15 protein-coding genes and 1 pseudogene are annotated in these 16441 nt (G+C 77.0%); 11 read left to right on the top strand and 5 right to left on the bottom strand.

Annotated features, from left to right (window positions below; translation table 11 throughout):
* Window positions 1-12: 12 nt before the first annotated feature.
* From GA0070564_RS23865 to GA0070564_RS23855, 3 genes and pseudogenes are all read right to left on the bottom strand, one after another.
* A complete protein-coding gene (locus tag GA0070564_RS23865) occupies window positions 13-1575 on the bottom strand; it encodes a DNA polymerase Y family protein (protein WP_091613127.1) in 1563 nt (520 codons plus the stop codon).
* Window positions 1564-2312, bottom strand: a pseudogene (locus GA0070564_RS23860) (hypothetical protein); the annotation flags it as partial. The gene GA0070564_RS23865 and the pseudogene GA0070564_RS23860, both read right to left, overlap by 12 nt.
* 145 nt (window positions 2313-2457) lie before the next feature.
* Window positions 2458-2907, bottom strand: a complete 450-nt coding sequence (locus tag GA0070564_RS23855; RefSeq protein WP_088972379.1) for an SAV_6107 family HEPN domain-containing protein — start codon at window positions 2905-2907, stop codon at window positions 2458-2460.
* Between the two features lie 520 nt (window positions 2908-3427).
* On the opposite strand from GA0070564_RS23855, the gene GA0070564_RS23850 reads away from it, so the two are divergent.
* From GA0070564_RS23850 to GA0070564_RS23810, 9 genes are all read left to right on the top strand, one after another.
* Window positions 3428-4825 (top strand): ferredoxin reductase family protein, encoded by a 1398-nt coding sequence (locus GA0070564_RS23850; RefSeq protein ID WP_091613119.1) that lies wholly within the window; start codon window positions 3428-3430, stop codon window positions 4823-4825.
* A gap of 20 nt (window positions 4826-4845) precedes the next feature.
* Complete coding sequence (locus GA0070564_RS23845) at window positions 4846-5361, top strand: FMN-binding protein (RefSeq protein WP_091613114.1); 516 nt, start codon at window positions 4846-4848, stop codon at window positions 5359-5361.
* A gap of 7 nt (window positions 5362-5368) precedes the next feature.
* Window positions 5369-6175 (top strand): FAD:protein FMN transferase, encoded by an 807-nt coding sequence (locus GA0070564_RS23840; RefSeq protein ID WP_091613110.1) that lies wholly within the window; start codon window positions 5369-5371, stop codon window positions 6173-6175.
* Between the two features lie 482 nt (window positions 6176-6657).
* Window positions 6658-7146, top strand: a complete 489-nt coding sequence (locus GA0070564_RS23835; RefSeq protein WP_091613636.1) for a YbaK/EbsC family protein — start codon at window positions 6658-6660, stop codon at window positions 7144-7146.
* The gene (locus GA0070564_RS23830) at window positions 7143-7892 is read left to right on the top strand and encodes a monooxygenase (protein ID WP_091613106.1); all 750 of its coding nucleotides are present in this window, start codon (window positions 7143-7145) and stop codon (window positions 7890-7892) included. Before GA0070564_RS23835 ends, GA0070564_RS23830 begins: the two co-directional genes overlap by 4 nt.
* Window positions 7889-8464, top strand: coding sequence for a GNAT family N-acetyltransferase (locus tag GA0070564_RS23825; RefSeq protein ID WP_091613102.1), 576 nt, complete (start codon window positions 7889-7891; stop codon window positions 8462-8464). The genes GA0070564_RS23830 and GA0070564_RS23825 overlap by 4 nt, the downstream gene beginning before the upstream one ends.
* Window positions 8464-9297, top strand: coding sequence for a carotenoid biosynthesis protein (locus GA0070564_RS23820; protein ID WP_091613633.1), 834 nt, complete (start codon window positions 8464-8466; stop codon window positions 9295-9297). The genes GA0070564_RS23825 and GA0070564_RS23820 overlap by 1 nt, the downstream gene beginning before the upstream one ends.
* On the top strand, window positions 9294-10421 hold the full coding sequence (locus tag GA0070564_RS23815; protein ID WP_091613098.1) for a glycosyltransferase family 2 protein: 1128 nt from the start codon (window positions 9294-9296) through the stop codon (window positions 10419-10421). Before GA0070564_RS23820 ends, GA0070564_RS23815 begins: the two co-directional genes overlap by 4 nt.
* 10 nt (window positions 10422-10431) lie before the next feature.
* Entirely contained in the window at window positions 10432-11919 is a 1488-nt protein-coding gene (locus GA0070564_RS23810; RefSeq protein WP_091613095.1) for a phytoene desaturase family protein, read from the top strand.
* A gap of 65 nt (window positions 11920-11984) precedes the next feature.
* Here the strand turns inward: GA0070564_RS23810 and GA0070564_RS23805 are convergent, their stop codons facing one another.
* The gene (locus tag GA0070564_RS23805) at window positions 11985-12674 is read right to left on the bottom strand and encodes a CDP-alcohol phosphatidyltransferase family protein (protein WP_091613092.1); all 690 of its coding nucleotides are present in this window, start codon (window positions 12672-12674) and stop codon (window positions 11985-11987) included.
* A gap of 43 nt (window positions 12675-12717) precedes the next feature.
* Complete coding sequence (gene metF, locus GA0070564_RS23800) at window positions 12718-13635, bottom strand: methylenetetrahydrofolate reductase [NAD(P)H] (RefSeq protein WP_091613089.1); 918 nt, start codon at window positions 13633-13635, stop codon at window positions 12718-12720.
* A gap of 238 nt (window positions 13636-13873) precedes the next feature.
* Between metF and GA0070564_RS23795 the strand changes: the two genes are divergently transcribed.
* Both GA0070564_RS23795 and GA0070564_RS23790 read left to right on the top strand, forming a co-directional pair.
* Window positions 13874-15214 (top strand): NsdA family TPR-like regulatory protein, encoded by a 1341-nt coding sequence (locus GA0070564_RS23795; protein ID WP_091613084.1) that lies wholly within the window; start codon window positions 13874-13876, stop codon window positions 15212-15214.
* Window positions 15215-15248: 34 nt separating this feature from the next.
* Entirely contained in the window at window positions 15249-16331 is a 1083-nt protein-coding gene (locus tag GA0070564_RS23790; protein WP_091613079.1) for a polyprenyl synthetase family protein, read from the top strand.
* Window positions 16332-16441: the final 110 nt, after the last annotated feature.

Here is a 16441-nt window from a genome sequence, read left to right as displayed (position 1 = left end):
CCCCAGCGGTGCTCAGTCATAGATCGCCTCCACCAGCCACCGGCCGCCCTCGACGGCGAGCAGCAGGGCGGTGCCGTCGGCGAGGCTGACCTGGAACCGGGCCCGGCGGCGGGCCTCGGCCGGGGCCCACCAGCGCTCGTCCACCGGCCACGGGCCGGCCCACCCGACGATCTCGGCCGGCCGGCCGGTGTCGACGGTCAGCCGCGCGGGCGCGGCGCTCACCGCCAGCCGGGCGGTGACCACGACCGGCTCGCCGGCGGCGTCGTGCACGGTGGCCGACAGCGGGCTGGGCAGCACCACGGCCGGCGCGGGCGGCGGGATCCGGCCCGGCCACGGCGGCTGTCCGGGTCGGGCGGGCAGCCGTTCGTCGCCCCACGGGACCAACCGGGTCTGGTCGGCCGGGGACCGGCCGCCGCCGAGCACGGCGGTGACCACCGCCTCCGGCCCGAGGATGCCCTGCACCCGGCTCAACGCCCGGTGCGCCCGCTCCCGCTCCTCGCCGGCCTCCCCCCAGAGCCCGGCCTGCAACCCGGCCTGGGCGAGCACCCCGTCGGGGACCAGGCGCAGCCGGATGATCCCGGCCGTCGGCCGGGCCGCACGGGCGCCGCCGGCCCGGCCGTTGCTGCCGGAGAGCCAGCCGTCGAGCTGCCAGCGGACCCGGTCGGCGATCGCCGCGACGGTCAGCAGCCCGTCGTGCCGCCAGACCCGGTGCAGTTCCTGGCCGTGCGCGGTGACCGCCTCGATGCCGAGCCGGGTGCAGGCCAGGCCGTGCCCGGCCAGCCGCTCGTGCAGCCGCTCGGCCAGCGCCCGGGCGGCGAACGCCGCCGCGTCGACCCGGTCGATCGGCTCGTCGTGGTCGGCGGTCACCGCCAGGTCGACCGGGGGCTGCCGGACCGCGAGCGGCCGGTGGTCCCGCCCCGCGGCGAGCCGGTGGGCCAGGGCCCCGTCGAAGCCGAACCGGGCCAGCACGTCGCCCGCCGGCAACGCCGCGAAGTCGGCCAGGGTGCGTACGCCGAGCCGGCGCAGCAGGTCGGTCAGGGCCGGCCGGCCGAGCGCCTCCACCGGCAGGCCGGCCAGGAACGCGGGCGACCCGCCCGGCGGCACCACCCGCCCGGTACGCGCGGCCAGCCCGGCGGCGAAGACCCCGTCGGCGATCCCGACCTGGCTCTCCACCGCGCACGCCTGGGCGACCTGCTCGATGATCCGTTCGGCGGCCGCCTCCTCGCCGCCGAGGTAGCGGGCGGGGCCCCGGGCCGCCAGCGCGCAGGCGCCGGGGCGGACCACCTCGACCCCGGCGGCCACCTCCTCGACCGCGGCGACCACCGGCTCGAACGCCCGGGCGTCCCGGCCGGGATCGTGGTCGACCACGGTCAGCCGGGGGCAGCGCCCCTGCGCCTCCCGTCGGCGCAGCCCTCGACGCACCCCCTCGGCGCGGGCCTGTTCCGAGCAGGCCACCACCCGGTTGGCGTGCAGCACGGCCACCGGCCCGGTGGCCGGCACCCCGTCGACGATCTCGGCGGCGATGACCGGCCAGTCCGGGCACCAGAGCAGCAGGGTGCGTACCGGCGTGGTCACGCGGAGTCGACCAGGGTGAGCGCGCCCCGGCGGGACGGGACCGCCCGGGGCGGGGCGGGCGCGCCGGCGGACCGGGGGACGACCCGGGTCAGCGTGTCCCCGGGCAGCCAGACCTTGATCTCCTTGGGCCGGGCGGCCGCGCCGCGGCCCCGGGCCGACACGGTGACCTCGCGGCGGCGCAGCCGCCCCCGGCCCGCTCCGAGCCCCTCCCAGACCCCCCGGACCACCTGGAGGGTGACGTCCGCGCCGTCCCACCGCCCGTACGGGACGAGGACGCTGCCCCGCTGTCGGGCCCGGGCGGCCAGCCGGGTGGCCACCGACGCGGAGACGCTCGCCGGCACGGCGGTGACCACCACGTCCACCCCGTCGATCAGCGCGGCGACCACGGTCGACCATTCGGGGCCGGGGTTGGGCACCAGGGCGAGCCGGTCCAGGGCGATGCCGGCCTCGGCGGCCGCCCCGGCGCCGAAGGTCGGCACCCCCACCACGGCGCACCACGAACCGGCGCGGGATGCCTCGGCGAGCAGCGCCAGCACCAGCGAGGTGCCGCCGCTGCGCCGGGGCTGGCCGGTGGCCACCGCGACGGTGCTGCCCCGGCGCAGTCCCCGGTTGGGCAGCAGCCCGGTCAGCTCGGGCGCGACCGGCAGCACCCGGTGGCCGCCCGCCGGATCGGGTGCGCTCGCCGGACGCACCAGACCGGCCAGTGCGGCGGAACCGACAACCATGCGGCCCGCCATCGGACCAACCCCCCGTCGTGTGACCCCGGGGCGAAGCCCGGTCGTGCATTGCCGAATTGGCCGGCCGGAGCCCGGCCTGTCTGCTGGATCTGGATGCGTGGCGTCCGGCCACGGTTCTCCCGCCGGTGGCCGGACGCCACAGGCCTCAGGCGGCGAGCCCGTCGAGGGCGGGCTGGTGCGGCACGCCGAGCGCGTTCTCCACCACCGTCACGAACTCCTCGGCGGCGCGGAGCAGGTCGTCGGCCTCCCGGGCGGTCACCACCCGGGGGATGCCGGCCTCGGCGGCGGCCCGCTTGCCGGCGCCGGCGGCGAAGTAGCGCGCCCACTCGTCCAGCTCGGGGGCGACGGCGCTGAGCAGCACCCAGACGCTGGTGATCCGGTTGCGTCGGGTGGGCGCGGGACGGGCCCGGGCGGCGAGCAGGGCGGCGGCGGCGCGCAGCGCGGAGAGGTGGGCGGCGGCGTACCGGAGACCGTCGGGGCGGGTCTGGGCGGCCTCGACGAGGCCACGACGGGCCACCGCGAGCAGTTGGGCCGGGGTGCGGTGCGGCAGCACGTGCGCCGGCACCGTCGGTGCCTGGGCCGGACTGGTCGGCATGGGACGTCTCCTCCACGTGACCGGGACGGACGCGCCGTGCGGCGGACCGGAATCCGCCGGTGGTGCGCCCGGGGGCGGTGGTGCGGAGGAAGACGCACCTGGTGGCGGCCGGCCGGGTGTGGAGCTTCCCCACACCACACCCGGCCGGCGTACCGGCGGGTCCGTCGTCCGCCGCCCGGGGGTCGGTGGGCGGCGGACGACGGTCCTGCCTTGACGGGAACCGGGCTCGCGACTGCCCGGCGCCCCGGCGCGGTCCGCGGAACCGCGCCTCCCGGGAGGCGGTGCCGCGAAACACCGCTCCCGGAGACCGTTGGAACGGGTGTGCGACTCAATCGAACACTCGTTCTAACTACTGCTGACAGTACACCTCCCCTCCGACGAAAATGCAACGTGTGGCGCGCCGGCCGGGCGGATCCCCGGTCCGGATTCCCAGCTGGCGCACAGCGACGGCAAAGCAGGCGCAGAGTTCACCGGACCAGGGTGAGGTCATGAACGTGAGTCGTACCGAAACGACCGTCCGGTGACCGCCGCCGTCGCGGACCGGCGCACCGCCCTGCGGGCGCCGTCGGCCACGCCCCGGTGGTGGGCGGACGTGGCGGGCGCCGCCGCCTGGCTCAGCCTGCTGGTGGTCACCGCCCTCTGGACCGCCGACCGGGGGGTGCAGGAGCTGCTCTCCGGCCCGGCCACCGGCCTCACCTCCGCCGGCCGGCTCGCCGGCCTGCTCAGCGCCGACCTGATGCTCGTCCAGGTGGTGCTGATGGCCCGGGTGCCGCTGATCGAGCGCAGCTTCGGCCAGGACCGGATCGCCCGCTGGCACCGGCTGGCCGGCTTCACCTCCTTCCACCTGCTCCTCGCCCACGTGGCGCTGACGATCCTCGGGTACGCCGGCACCGCCCGGCAGGGCGTGCTCGCGCAGACCTGGGACCTGGTCGTCACGTACCCGGGGATGCTGCTGGCCACGGCGGCGCTGGCGCTGCTGGTCCTGGTCGTGGTGACCTCGGTGCGGGCGGCCCGGCGCCGGCTGCGCTACGAGTCCTGGCACCTGCTGCACCTGTACGCGTACCTGGGCATCGCGCTGGCGTTGCCGCACCAGCTCTGGACCGGCGCCGACTTCGTCGGCTCGGCGGCCGCCCGCGCCTACTGGTGGACGGTGTACCTGCTGGCGCTGGGCAGCGTGCTGCTGTTCCGGCTGGGGCTGCCGGCCTGGCGGACGCTGCGGCACCGGGTCGAGGTGGCCGCGGTGGTGCCCGAGGCGCCCGGCATCACCTCGGTCTGGCTGCGCGGGCGCCACCTGCACCGGCTGCCCGCCCGGGCCGGACAGTTCTTCAACTGGCGCTTCCTGGACGGCCCCGGCTGGTCCCGCGCCCACCCGTACTCGCTGTCCGCGCCGCCGTCGGGCGACCTGATGCGGATCACCGTCAAGCAGCTCGGCGACGACAGCTCCCGGGTGACCACCCTGCGCCCCGGCACGAAGGTGCTGCTGGAGGGGCCGTACGGGCGGCTGACCGGGGAGCGCTGGCGCGGCGGCGGGGTCACCATGCTCGCCTGCGGCGTCGGCATCACCCCGCTGCTGGCGCTGCTCTGGGAGCTGCCGTACGCCCCGGGCCACGCGGTGCTGCTCTACCGCGCGCGTACCGGAGAGGAGCTGGCCTTCCGCGCGGAGCTGGACCGGCTCGCCGCGGAGCGCGGCGTGGTGGTCCACCACCTGGTCGGGCCGCGCGCGCGGCGACCGTCCTGGCTGCCGGCGTACGCCGAGGGGCTCTCCGACGTCGAGGCGCTGCGCCGGCTGTCGCCGGAGATCGCCGGACACGACGTGTACCTCTGCGGTCCGGACGGCTGGGTCGACGCCGTCCGCGCCGCGACCCGGGCCGCCGGCGTGCCCGAGGCGCACCTCCATCACGAACGCTTCGCCTGGTGACAGGCGGGAAGGACGAATCCATGCGACGGATCACCCTCTGGCTGCTGTCCACGGTCGCCGCGCTGGTGCTGCTGTTCAGCTACAAGACCAGCACGATGGGGCCGGGCGGGGAGAGCAGCGCGATCGCCGCCGGCTCGGACGGCTCGACCGGCAGCTCCTGGAGCGGCACGGACGACGGCAGCGGCACCGGCTCCGCCGGCTCGCCGAACGACTCCTCCGGCGGCTCGCCCGACTCCGGCGGCTCGCCCGGCGGGGCTTCCGGCACGGCCACCGGGTCGGTGGCGCAGACCCGGTGGGGGCCGGTACAGGTCCGGATCACCGTCTCCGGCGGGAAGATCACCGACGTCACGGCGGTGCAGGTGCCGGACGGCAACCACCGGGACCAGGAGATCAACGACTACGCCGTGCCGGTGCTGCGGCAGGAGGCCATCTCGGCGCAGAGCGCGAACATCGACACCGTCTCCGGGGCCACCGTCACCAGCGAGGGCTACCGGGAGTCCCTCCAGTCGGCGCTCGACGCGGCGCACCTGAAGTGAGGACCCGATGAACCTGACCGTGGAAATCGACCGGCGCGCCTGGGTGGTGCAGGTGATGGGGCTGCCGGTCAGCGTGCACCTGCGCGGCCCCGAGGTGCGTACCGACGCGGTGGCGGAACGGGTGGAGCGGGTCTTCGCCGAGCTGCGCGAACTGGACGCGGTGTTCAGCACGTACCGGCCGGAGAGCGTGCTGGGCCGGCTCGGCGGCGCGCCGCCCGGCCCGACCGCCACCGCCGACCCGCTGGTGCGCGAGGTGGTGACGCTCTGCGAGGAGGCTCGCGCCCGGACCGGCGGGTGGTTCGACACCCGCCGCCTGCCGCTGCCCGGTGGGGGCGTCGGCTTCGACCCGTCCGGCCTGGTCAAGGGCTGGGCGGTGCAGCGGGCCGCCCGCTGGCTCGCCGACCTGGACGGGCACGACCGGTGCCTGAACGCCGGCGGTGACGTGCTGCTGCGTACCGGCCCTGGGCGCCCGTCGTGGCGGGTCGGCGTGGAGGATCCGGATCACCCCGAACGGCTGCTCGACGTGCTGGAGCTGGAGCGCGGCGCGGTCGCCACCTCGGGCACCGCGCGGCGCGGCGCGCACATCACCGACCCCCGCTCCGGGCGACCGGCCGAGGCCGTCCGGTCGGTCACCGTGGTCGGGCCCGAACTGCTCTGGGCCGACGTGTACGCCACCGCGGCGGTCGCCCGGGGCGCCGACGCCCTGGACTGGCTGGCCACCCTGGACGGGTACGCGGCCCTGTTGGTCGACGCCACCGGCCGGGTGGCCGCCACCCCCGGCTGGCCCGGCGGCAGGATGCTCCGCGCCGCCTGACGGCCGCCCACCCCGCAGGGTTCGTGGCTCTGCGTGACGCCCCCAGGCCAAAGGATTGGTGACGCTCCGTCGCTGCCTTTACCCGACCGACACGGACCCGGCCAACCCTTCCGAGTGGTTCCAACCCGCCTACCAGGGGATTCGCGCAGAACTCCGCCCGCCCCGGCGCAGCTCTGCGCGCCCCTTTGCTCTGCTGCCCTCCACGCACCAGTTACCGGGTGTACCTGTTGCGCCGGTGGCAGCAGAGCAAAGGGAGCGGCGGGGGTGGGGGCGGGGCAGCAGGGCTGATCGCTGTCGGTGACCGTCGGGATCGCCGGCGGCGCGGGGGTGAGCGTCCCGGGGGCGTCCGCTCGCCGCTCCGGGTGGAGGGGCTGCGGCGGCGCGGGCCGTGACGACAGGCCGACGGGGGCCGTGACGGCTCGCGGCGGCGCGCGGCGTGGCCGGCCGTACGGGGCGGCGGCGGACCGGGAAGAATGGTCGGCATGCAGCCACACCCGAACGTGCAGGCGGTGCAGAGGGCGCTCGACGAGGCGGGGGCGCGGGACGGCTCCGGGGCCGCCGCCCAGGTCCGCCTGCTGCCCGACGCGGTGCACACCGCCGCCGCGGCGGCCGAGGCGCTCGGCGTCCAGGTCGGCCAGATCGCCAACTCGCTCATTTTCGACGCCGACGGTGCTCCGCTGCTGGTGCTGACCTCCGGCGCGCACCGGGTGGACACCGCCGGCCTGGCCGCCTCCCTGGGCCTCACCCACCTGCGCCGGGCCACCCCGGAGTTCGTCCGGGAGCACACCGGCCAGCCGATCGGCGGGGTCGCCCCGGTCGGCCACCCGGCGCCGCTGCGCACCCTGGTCGACACCGCGCTGGAGGCGTACGACGAGGCGTGGGCGGCCGGCGGGGTGCCGCGGGCGGTCTTCCCCACCACGTACGCCGAGCTGCTGCGGATCACCGCGGGCACCGCGGTCGGGGTGGCGTGAGCGAGCCCCCTGCCACCGCGGTCCCCGACCTGGTCACCCTGCACGTGTGGCGGATCCCCCGCGCGGCGGTCCCCCGGGCGCTGGCCCGGATGGCGACGCTCCCGCCGCGGCTGCGCCGGCTGCCCGGCGTCCGGTTCGCCAAGCTGCTCGGCACCGGGACGGGCACCGGCTTCGGCCCGGGCGACGCCGACCTGACCCGCTGGGCCGCCCTGGTGGTCTGGGACACCGCCGCGGCGGCGGACCGCTTCGACGACTCCCCGGTCGGCCGCTCCTGGGCCCGGATCGCCCGTTCCTCGGTACGGGTCGACCTGCGTCCGGTGACCAGCCGGGGCGAGTGGTCCGGCCGGCGACCCTTCGGCGACCCGCCGGGTGGCCGGGTGGCCGGGCCGGTGCTGGCGCTGACCCGGGCCCGGCTGCGGCCCCGGCGGGCGGCCACCTTCTGGCGGGCGATCCCGCCGGTGGCCGCCGCGCTGCACGGCGCGCCCGGCCTGTTGGCCCGGTTCGGGGTGGGCGAGGCCCCGCTGGGCTGGCAGGGCACGGTCAGCGTGTGGCGCGACCCGGCGGACCTGGTGGCGTTCGCGTACCGTCACCCCGAGCACCGGGCCGCGATCACCCGCACCCCCACCGAAGGGTGGTACGCCGAGGAACTCTTCGCCCGGTTCGAGGTGCGTGACGTGGTCGGTGACCGGACGGTGCTGGGCTGGGTCGCCGAGGGTGACCAGGTGACGGGGAAGGAACACGCATGAGGCTGGTCCGGTGGACACCGGAGGATCTCGTCCGGCGGCTGGACGACGTGGTGGCCGTCTACGGCGAGGCGATGGGCTACCGCGCCGACCTGCTGCAGGCCCGGCGCGGCTACATCGCCACCCACGTCCGCCGCCCCGGCTTCCGGGCGGTGGCCAGCCTCTCCTCGGAGGGACACCTGGCCGGCTTCGGCTACGGCTACCTCGGCACGTCCGGCCAGTGGTGGCACGACCAGGTCCACCGCGCCCTGGACCCGGCGGCCCGGCAGCGCTGGCTCACCGACTGCTTCGAGGTCGTCGAGCTGCACGTCCGGCCCGCGGCACAGGGGCACGGGCTGGGGGCCGGCCAGCTGCGCGCCCTGCTCGGCATGGCCGAGGGGAGCACCACCCTGCTCTCCACCCCCGAGGCGGACGAACAGAAGTCCCGGGCCTGGCGGCTGTACCGCCGGTTCGGCTTCGTCGACCTGCTGCGCCACTTCCACTTCCCCGGCGACGAGCGTCCCTTCGGGGTGCTCGGCCGGGACCTGCCGCTGGAACCGTCGGCGGCCGGCCGGCCGCGCCCGGACACGCCGTGATCCGCCGGCGGTTCTGCTGGGCGCTGCTGGCCGTCCTGATCCTCGCCCAGATCTGCTATCCGCTGACCGGGGGCGGCGCCCGTAACCGGCTGACCGTCGCCACGGTCGTGCTGGGCTGGCTGCTCTCGGTGAGCCACGCCCTGCTCACCCGCGGCCCGCGTACGGCCGTCGCCCTGGTCGCCGTGGCCACCGGCGGTGGTTTCGCGATCGAGGCGCTCGGGGTGGCCACCGGCTTCCCGTTCGGCAGCTACGACTACTCCGGGCAGCTCGGCCCGAAGCTGGCCGGGGTGCCGCTGATCATCCCGCTCGCCTGGACGTGGATGGCCTGGCCGGCCTGGCTCACCGCCGTCCGGCTCACCACCACCCGGGCCGCCCGGATCGGGCTGGCCGCCGTCGGGCTGGCCGCCTGGGACCTCTTCCTCGACCCGCAGATGGTGGCCGAGGGGCACTGGCGGTGGCGGGACGCCACCCCGGCGCTGCCCGGGCTGCCCGGCATCCCGGTCAGCAACTACCTCGGCTGGCTGCTCTTCGCGGTGCTGCTGATGGCGGCGCTGCGTCCGCTGGCCGGGTCGACCGTGGACCGGACCGGGCCGGCGGACCGGCCGATGTTCGCGCTCTACCTGTGGACGTACTTCTCCAGCATCATGGCCCACGCGGTCTTCCTCCGGCTGCCCGCGTCGGCGGTCTGGGGCGCGCTGGGCATGGCGGTGACCGCCCTGCCGCTGGCCGTCGTGCTCGGCCGGGGACGTCGCCCGAACGCCGGGGACAGCCCGGCGGACGCCGCGCCGGACCGCGCGGGCGCCCCGGCGGGCGGGGTCGACGCGACCCGATGACCGCCGCTCTCGCGCTGCTGCTCGCCGTGGCCGCGCTGACCGCGCACAGCTGGCTCAACGCCACCCGCTGGCTGCGCCGCCCCACCGACCGGCCGGTCGAGGTCGCCGAGCCGGTGGCGGTGCTGCTGCCGCTGCGCGACGAGGCGGAGCGGGTCACCCCGTGCCTGCGGTCGCTGCTCGCCCAGCGGGGCGTGCCCGGGCTGCGGATCGTGGTGCTCGACGACGGCTCGACCGACGGCACCGCCGACGTGGTGCGGTCGGTGGCCGGCGACGACCCGCGGGTCACCCTGCTCACCGGGGTCGCCCCGCCGCCCGGCTGGCTGGGCAAGCCGCACGCCTGCTGGCAGCTGGCCAGCCGCGCCGATCCGGCCGTCACCGCGCTCGCCTTCGTCGACGCCGACGTGGTGCTCACCCCGTACGCGGTCGCGGCGGCGGTGACCGAGCTGCGCGCGGCGGAGGCGACGCTGCTGTCGGCGTACCCCCGGATCGTGGTGCGGTCGGTGGCCGACCGGCTGGTGCAGCCGCTGTTGCAGTGGTTGTGGCTGACCTTCCTGCCGCTGCGGGCGATGGAACGCTCGCCGCGGCCGTCGCTGGCCGCCGCGGGCGGCCAGTTCCTGGTGGTGGACCGGGCCGGCTACCTGCGGGCCGGCGGGCACGCGGCGGTCGCCGACAAGGTGCTGGAGGACATCGAGCTGGCCCGGGCCGTGAAGCGGTCCGGCGGCCGGATCGCGCTGGCCGACGGCTCCCGGCTGGCCGCCTGCCGGATGTACGAGACCTGGCCCGAGCTGCGCGACGGCTACACCAAGTCGCTCTGGGCCTCGTTCGGGCACCCGGCGGCCGCGGCGGTCGTGGTGACGCTGCTGCTCGCGCTCTACTCCGCTCCGCCGCTGCTGGCGGTGGCGGCGCTGCTGGCCGGCGCGCCGGCGGTGGCCGGGGTCGCCCTGACCGCCTACCTGCTGGGGGTCGCCGGGCGGATGGTCTGCGCCCGGGCCACCGGCTGCCGGGCGTGGCCCGACGCGCTGGCACACCCCGTGTCGGTCGTGGTCCTCGGTTGGCTGACCGGGCGGTCGTACCATCTGCGGAAGCGGCGCCGCCTGTCCTGGCGTGGCCGCCCCGTCACCTAGGAGGAGCGGCATGGCGCGGATCGTGGTCGTCGGCGCCGGGGTGGGTGGCCTGGCCACCGCCGCCCGGCTGGCCGCCACCGGGCACGAGGTGACCGTCCTGGAGCGGGCCGACACCGTCGGCGGCAAGCTCGGCCGGTACACCCACGACACCGCCGAGGGGTCGTTCCACTTCGACACCGGGCCCAGCCTGCTCACCCTGCCGCAGGTCTTCCACGACCTGTTCGAGGCGACCGGCGCGAAGCTCGACGAATACCTGGACCTGGTGCCGCTGGACCCGATCGTGCGGCACGTCTTCCCCGACGGTGTCACCCTCGACTCGTGCGCCGACCCGGACGGGTTCGCCGCCCGGATCGGCGCCGCGCTCGGCGAGCGCTCCGCCGCCGACTGGCGGCGGCTGTGGCGGCGGGCCGCCCGGGTGTGGGCGGCCTCCGAGCGGGACATCCTGCGCCGCACCGTGGACTCGCCGCGCGACCTGGCCGCGCTGGCCTGGCGGCTGGGTGACCTGGCCGCCATCGCCCCCGGGCGTACGCTGCGCGGGCTGGGCCGCGGCCACCTGTCCGACCCGCGGCTGCGGATGCTGCTCGACCGGTACGCCACCTACACCGGCGCCGACCCGCGCCGCGCCCCGGCCGCGCTGGTCGCCGTCCCCTACGCGGAGCTGGCGTACGGCGGCTGGTACCTGCGCGGCGGGCTGGGCACGCTCGCCGACGCGCTGCTCACCCGCTGCCTGGACCTGGGCGTGGTGGTCCGCACCGGCGCCACGGTCACCCGGATCGACGCCGCCGGTGGCCGGGTGCACGGGGTACGCGTCGCCGGGGCCGCCGCCCCGATCCCCGCCGACGTGGTGGTGGCCAACTGCGACGCGCTGACCCTCTACCGTGACCTGCTGCCGCACCCGCGCCGGCTGGCCGGGCTGACCGACCGCAGCCTCGCCGGGTTCGTGCTGCTGCTCGGCGTACGCGGCGACTCCGGGCTGGCCCACCACAATGTCTTCTTCCCCGGCGACTACGACGCGGAGTTCGACGCCGTCTTCGGCGCCCCGGGCCGGGGGGTACGCGCCCGCCCGGCGCTGGACCCGACGGTCTTCGTCACGGTGGCCCACGACCCGATGGTCCGCCCGGACGGGCACGAGGCGTGGTTCGTGCTGGTCAACGCGGCCCGCCACGGCACCGCCGCCGGGGCGGTGGACTGGCGCCGGCCGGGGTTGGCCGACGCGTACGCCGACCGGATCCTGGACGTGCTCGCCGAGCGGGGTGTGGACGTGCGGGACCGGCTGCTGTTCCGCGAGGTGCGCACCCCGGCGGACCTGGCCACCGCCACCGCCGCCCCGGGCGGGTCGATCTACGGCACCGCCGGCGGGCTGCTCCGCCCGGCCAACCGGGGGCCGGCGCACGGGCTGTGGCTGGTGGGCGGCTCCAGCCACCCGGGCGGCGGGCTGCCGATGGTCACCCTCTCCGCCCAGATCGTCGCCGACGAGATCGGCCCCGCCTGGGACTGAAGGAGGGGCCCCCTCTTAACGCCTGCGGTATAGGAAGGGCCCCCTCTTAACACCCGGGGAGCCGGTCAGCCGGCGTCGATCAGGGCCCGACGGACGGCCGACAGGAGCTGGCCCAGCCCGAAGCCGGCCAGCAGCACCCAGACGGCGGTCGCCATGGTCATCGTGCCGGCGGTCAGGTCCGGGTCGATCAGGCCGCTCACGCCGGCCAGCAGCAGCCCCAGCAGGGCCACGCAGACCCGGGTGGGCCGCTCCCCCACGGTGACCGCGCCCAGCTCCCGCATCCCGGCGGCGACCGCCCGGGCGCGGACGTACTCGTGCAGCCAGGACAGCGCGCCGGCCGCGACGACCAGCGCACCCGGCGCACCCACCAGCCAGAACGCGGTCAGCCAGGCCACCTCGCCGAGCCGGTCGGCCAGCGAGTCGTAGACGTAGCCGAGCCGGGTGGTCCGGGCGGTGGCCACCGCGACGGCACCGTCCACACTGTCCGCCACCGCGGCGGCCAGCACGAACAGCGCACCCAGGATCGGCCCGTTCACCGGTCGGACGGCGAACAGCGGCACGCAGAAGCAGAGCAGCACCCCGGCCGCCGTCACCGCGGTCGGGGTGACCCGCAGCCGGCCCAGGATGAAGCCCACGTGGTACGCGAAGCGCAGCCAGGCGCGGACCACCGGCGCCGCCACCCGCGGATCGAAACCGCCGTGCAACCGGGCCCAGGCGGTGGCGTACTCGTCCCAGCTCAGTTGTGTCCCCACCACCGGTCAACCGTCGCAGCAGGCTCCAGGTGTCGCGCAGCCGGGGTCACACCCGCGCGCCGACCTGGAGGTGCTGCCACACCTCGCGGGTCGCGGTGGAGCGGTTGAGGGTGATGAAGTGGATGCCCGGCACCCCCTCGTCGAGCAGTCGCCGGCACATCTCGCCGGCCTGCTCGACGCCGAGCCGGTGGACCGCCTCGGGGTCGTCGGCGACCTCGGCGAAGCGCTCGGCCAGCGCGGTCGGGAACGGCGCCCCGGAGAGTTGCACCGACCGTTCGATGGTGCCGATCTGGGTCACCGGCATCACCCCGGCCAGGATCGGGGTGTCGCAGCCGGCTGCGGCGACCCGGTCCCGCAGCCGCAGGTAGTCGTCGGCGTCGAAGAACATCTGGGTGATCGCGAACTCGGCGCCGGCCCGGCACTTGCGGACGAAGTGCGCGGTGTCGCTGGCCACGTCGGCGGAGCGGGGGTGCTTGTACGGGAAGGCGGCCACCCCGACGCTGAAGTCCCCCGCGTCGCGGACCAACCGGACCAGGTCCTCGGCGTAGCGCACGCCCTCCGGGTGGGCGATCCACTCGCCACCCGGGTCGCCCGGCGGGTCGCCCCGCACGGCGAGCACGTTGCGCACGCCCACCCCGGCCAGCCGGCCGACCACGTTGCGCAGCTCGGCGACGGAGTGGTTGACCGCGGTCAGGTGGGCCATCGGCAGCAGGGTGGTCTCGGTGGCGATCCGCTCGGTGACCGCGACCGTGGTGTCCCGGGTCGAGCCGCCCGCGCCGTAGGTGATCGACACGAACGACGGCCGCAGCGACTCCAGCTCGCGGATCGCCTGCCAGAGCAGCCGCTCGCCCTGCGCCGTCTTGGGCGGGAAGAACTCGAAGGAGAAGGTCGGCCGACCGGCGCGGATCAGCTCCCCGATCGCCGGCTGGGGATTGGGGAGGACGGAGGGAAGACCGAGCGCCACGTGACGACTCTAGCGGGCCACGGCCGCCACGCCGACGACCTTCCCACCGCGTGGAGCGCCCGCGTGGCACGGAAGCGTCGTACCCCCGGGATATCAATGGTCCAGCGCGGGTGGCGATGGTCGCAGGGCCACCGTCACGGGGGCCCGCGCGGGGGTCAGCACCGATCAGGCGACGTGTGTGCCGTCCCGCCCGGGACGGCCGGTGTCGCCCGCCGCGCCGACGCCTTCCGGAGGACCGATGACCCCGCCCCCGCTCGGCACGCTGCTGGCCCGGCTGCGGCACGACCGCGGCTGGAGCCAGCAGCGGCTGGCCGCCGAGCTCTGCGCCGCCGCCGGCGTGTCCACCCTCACCCGGCACGAGATCTCCCGCTGGGAGCGGCAGCTCCGGCTGCCCGGTGACTTCTGGCTGGGCTGGCTGGCGGTCGTCCTCGCGGTGCCGGCCGGCCTGCTCACCGACGCCGCCGCCCGGGACCACCACCGTGCGGCCGCGCCCGGGCCGGCCACCGGCTCCCGCCCGCGGGCGGCGCTGATCGCCGTGGCGCACCGCTGGGCGGCCGACCCGCGGGACGGGCTCCTCGCCGCCCCGACCGCCGCCCCGCTGGCCGGGCTGCCGGTCGGTGGGACGCCGGACCGGGTAGGCCCGCTGGCCGAGCTGCGCCGGCTGGACGACCTGGTCGGCGGCGCGGACCTGGCGCCGGCCGGGGCGTACCGGCTGGGTCGGGTGGTGCGCCGGTTGGCCGGGGCGGGGCCGGTCGACCGTCGCCGGCTGCTCCCGACGCTGGCCGAGTCGGCGCAGCTGTGCGGCTGGCTGGCGGCCGACGCGGGCGATGCCGCCGGAGCGCTCGGCGCGTACCGGCTGGGCCTGCGGGCGGCCGCGGCGGCCGGCGACCCGGCGCTCGGTGGGCACGTGCTCGCCTCGGCCAGCCACCTGCTGGCCGGGGTTGGCGATCCGCAGGGGGCGCTGCTGCTGGCCCGGCTCGGGTACGCCGGGGCCCGGCGGGCGGCCAGTCCGGGGCTGCGCGCCCTGCTGCTGCACCGGGTGGCGCTCGCCGCCGCGCTCGGTGGCCGGCACCGCGCGGCCGGTGCCGCGCTGGCGGCGGCCGGCCGCGCCACCGGCGCGCCCGAGCCGGGCCGGGAGCCGCCCTGGCTGTACTGGCTCGACGGCGCGGAGCTGGCCGCGATGACCGGGCGGACGCTGGTGGCGCTGGGCCGGCCCGGCCCCGCCGAGCCGCCGTTGCGGGCCGCCGCCCACCGGGCGGGGCGGCCCCGCAGCGCGGCGGTCTACGGCGCCTGGCTGGCCCGCGCCCACCTCCAGGCCGGTGAGGTTGAGCAGGCCTGCGCGGTGGCCGGGGCCGCGCTGCTCGACGCGGTCCGCGCCGGTTCTCCCCGCGCCGTCGGGCAGCTGACCGAGGTACGCCGCCGGCTGGCCGAGCATCCCGACCACCCGGCGGTACGCCGCTACGGCGCGCTCGTCGCCGCGGTCCGGCCGTGGCTGCCCCGCGGCGGACCGACCGGTCGGCCGGGTCCGCGTCGTCCTCGGGTCGGCCCGAGCCGGCCGACGCGCCGACCCGGCGGGTGAGGCGGGTCCGGCCGGGACCGGCTAGCGTCGGGGCGTGACCCACGCTGCTCCCGTCTCCCCCGTCGACCGCGCCGGCCTGCGACAGCGGGTCGACAAGGCCCTGGCCGAGTTCCTGGCGCACCAGCGCTCCTGGATGAGCGGGGTGGACGACGCCCTGGCCCCGGTGGCGGAGGCGATCGAGCGGTTCGTGCTGGGCGGGGGCAAGCGGCTGCGCCCGGCCTTCGCCTACTGGGGTTACCGGGGCGCCCGCGGGGTGGATTCGGACCAGGTGGTGAGCACCCTGGCCGCGCTGGAGTTCGTGCAGGCCAGCGCGCTGATCCACGACGACCTGATGGACCGCTCGGACACCCGGCGGGGGGAGCCCGCGGTGCACCGGCGGTTCGCGTCCCGGCACCGCGGCGCCGGCTGGGGCGGTGACGCGGACGGCTTCGGCGACGCCGCTGCGATCCTCCTGGGCGACCTGTGTCTGGTCTGGTCGGACGAGCTGCTGCACTCCGCCGGGTTGGACCCGCGCACGGTGGCCCGGGCCCGGCCGGTCTTCGACGAGATGCGCACCGAGGTCACCGTCGGGCAGTACCTCGACGTGCTGACCCAGGCGACCGGGGACTTCTCGCTGGAGCGGGCCGGCAAGGTGGCCCGCTACAAGTCGGCGAAGTACACCGTCGAGCGGCCGCTGCTGCTGGGCGCCGCGCTGGCCGACGCGCCGGCGGCGGTGCGGGACGCGTACTCGGCGTACGGGCTGCCGCTGGGTGAGGCGTTCCAGCTCCGCGACGACGTGCTCGGGGTCTTCGGGGATCCCGCGCAGACCGGCAAGCCGGCCGGGGACGACCTGCGGGAGGGGAAGCGGACGTACCTGGTGGCGGCGGCCGTACAGGCGGCCGACGAGGCGGGCCGGCAGCTGCTGCTCGGCGGGCTGGGCGATCCGGGGCTGGACGAGGCCGGGATCGCCCGGCTGCGGGAGCTGATCACTGCCACGGGCGCGCTGGACCGCACCGAGCAGCGGATCGCCACGCTGACCGAGACCGCCCTCGCGGCCCTCGGCACGGTGGACCTGGACACCGAGGCCCGGCAGGCCCTGGTCGACCTGGCCATCGCCGCCACCCGCCGCACCGACTGACCCCTCATCCGTCTCGGCCCCACCGATGAGCTGCTCGCCGGCCCGCCCTGAGGACATTTGTCACGGCGCATCCCGTATTCGCGGCTCTGCCCGTCGTCTGGACGTGCTCC

Source organism: Micromonospora mirobrigensis (assembly GCF_900091555.1).
In the GTDB taxonomy this organism is placed as follows: domain Bacteria; phylum Actinomycetota; class Actinomycetes; order Mycobacteriales; family Micromonosporaceae; genus Micromonospora; species Micromonospora mirobrigensis.
Note: the sequence above shows the minus strand (reverse complement) of the source record. Positions and strands in the feature narration are given on the sequence as shown.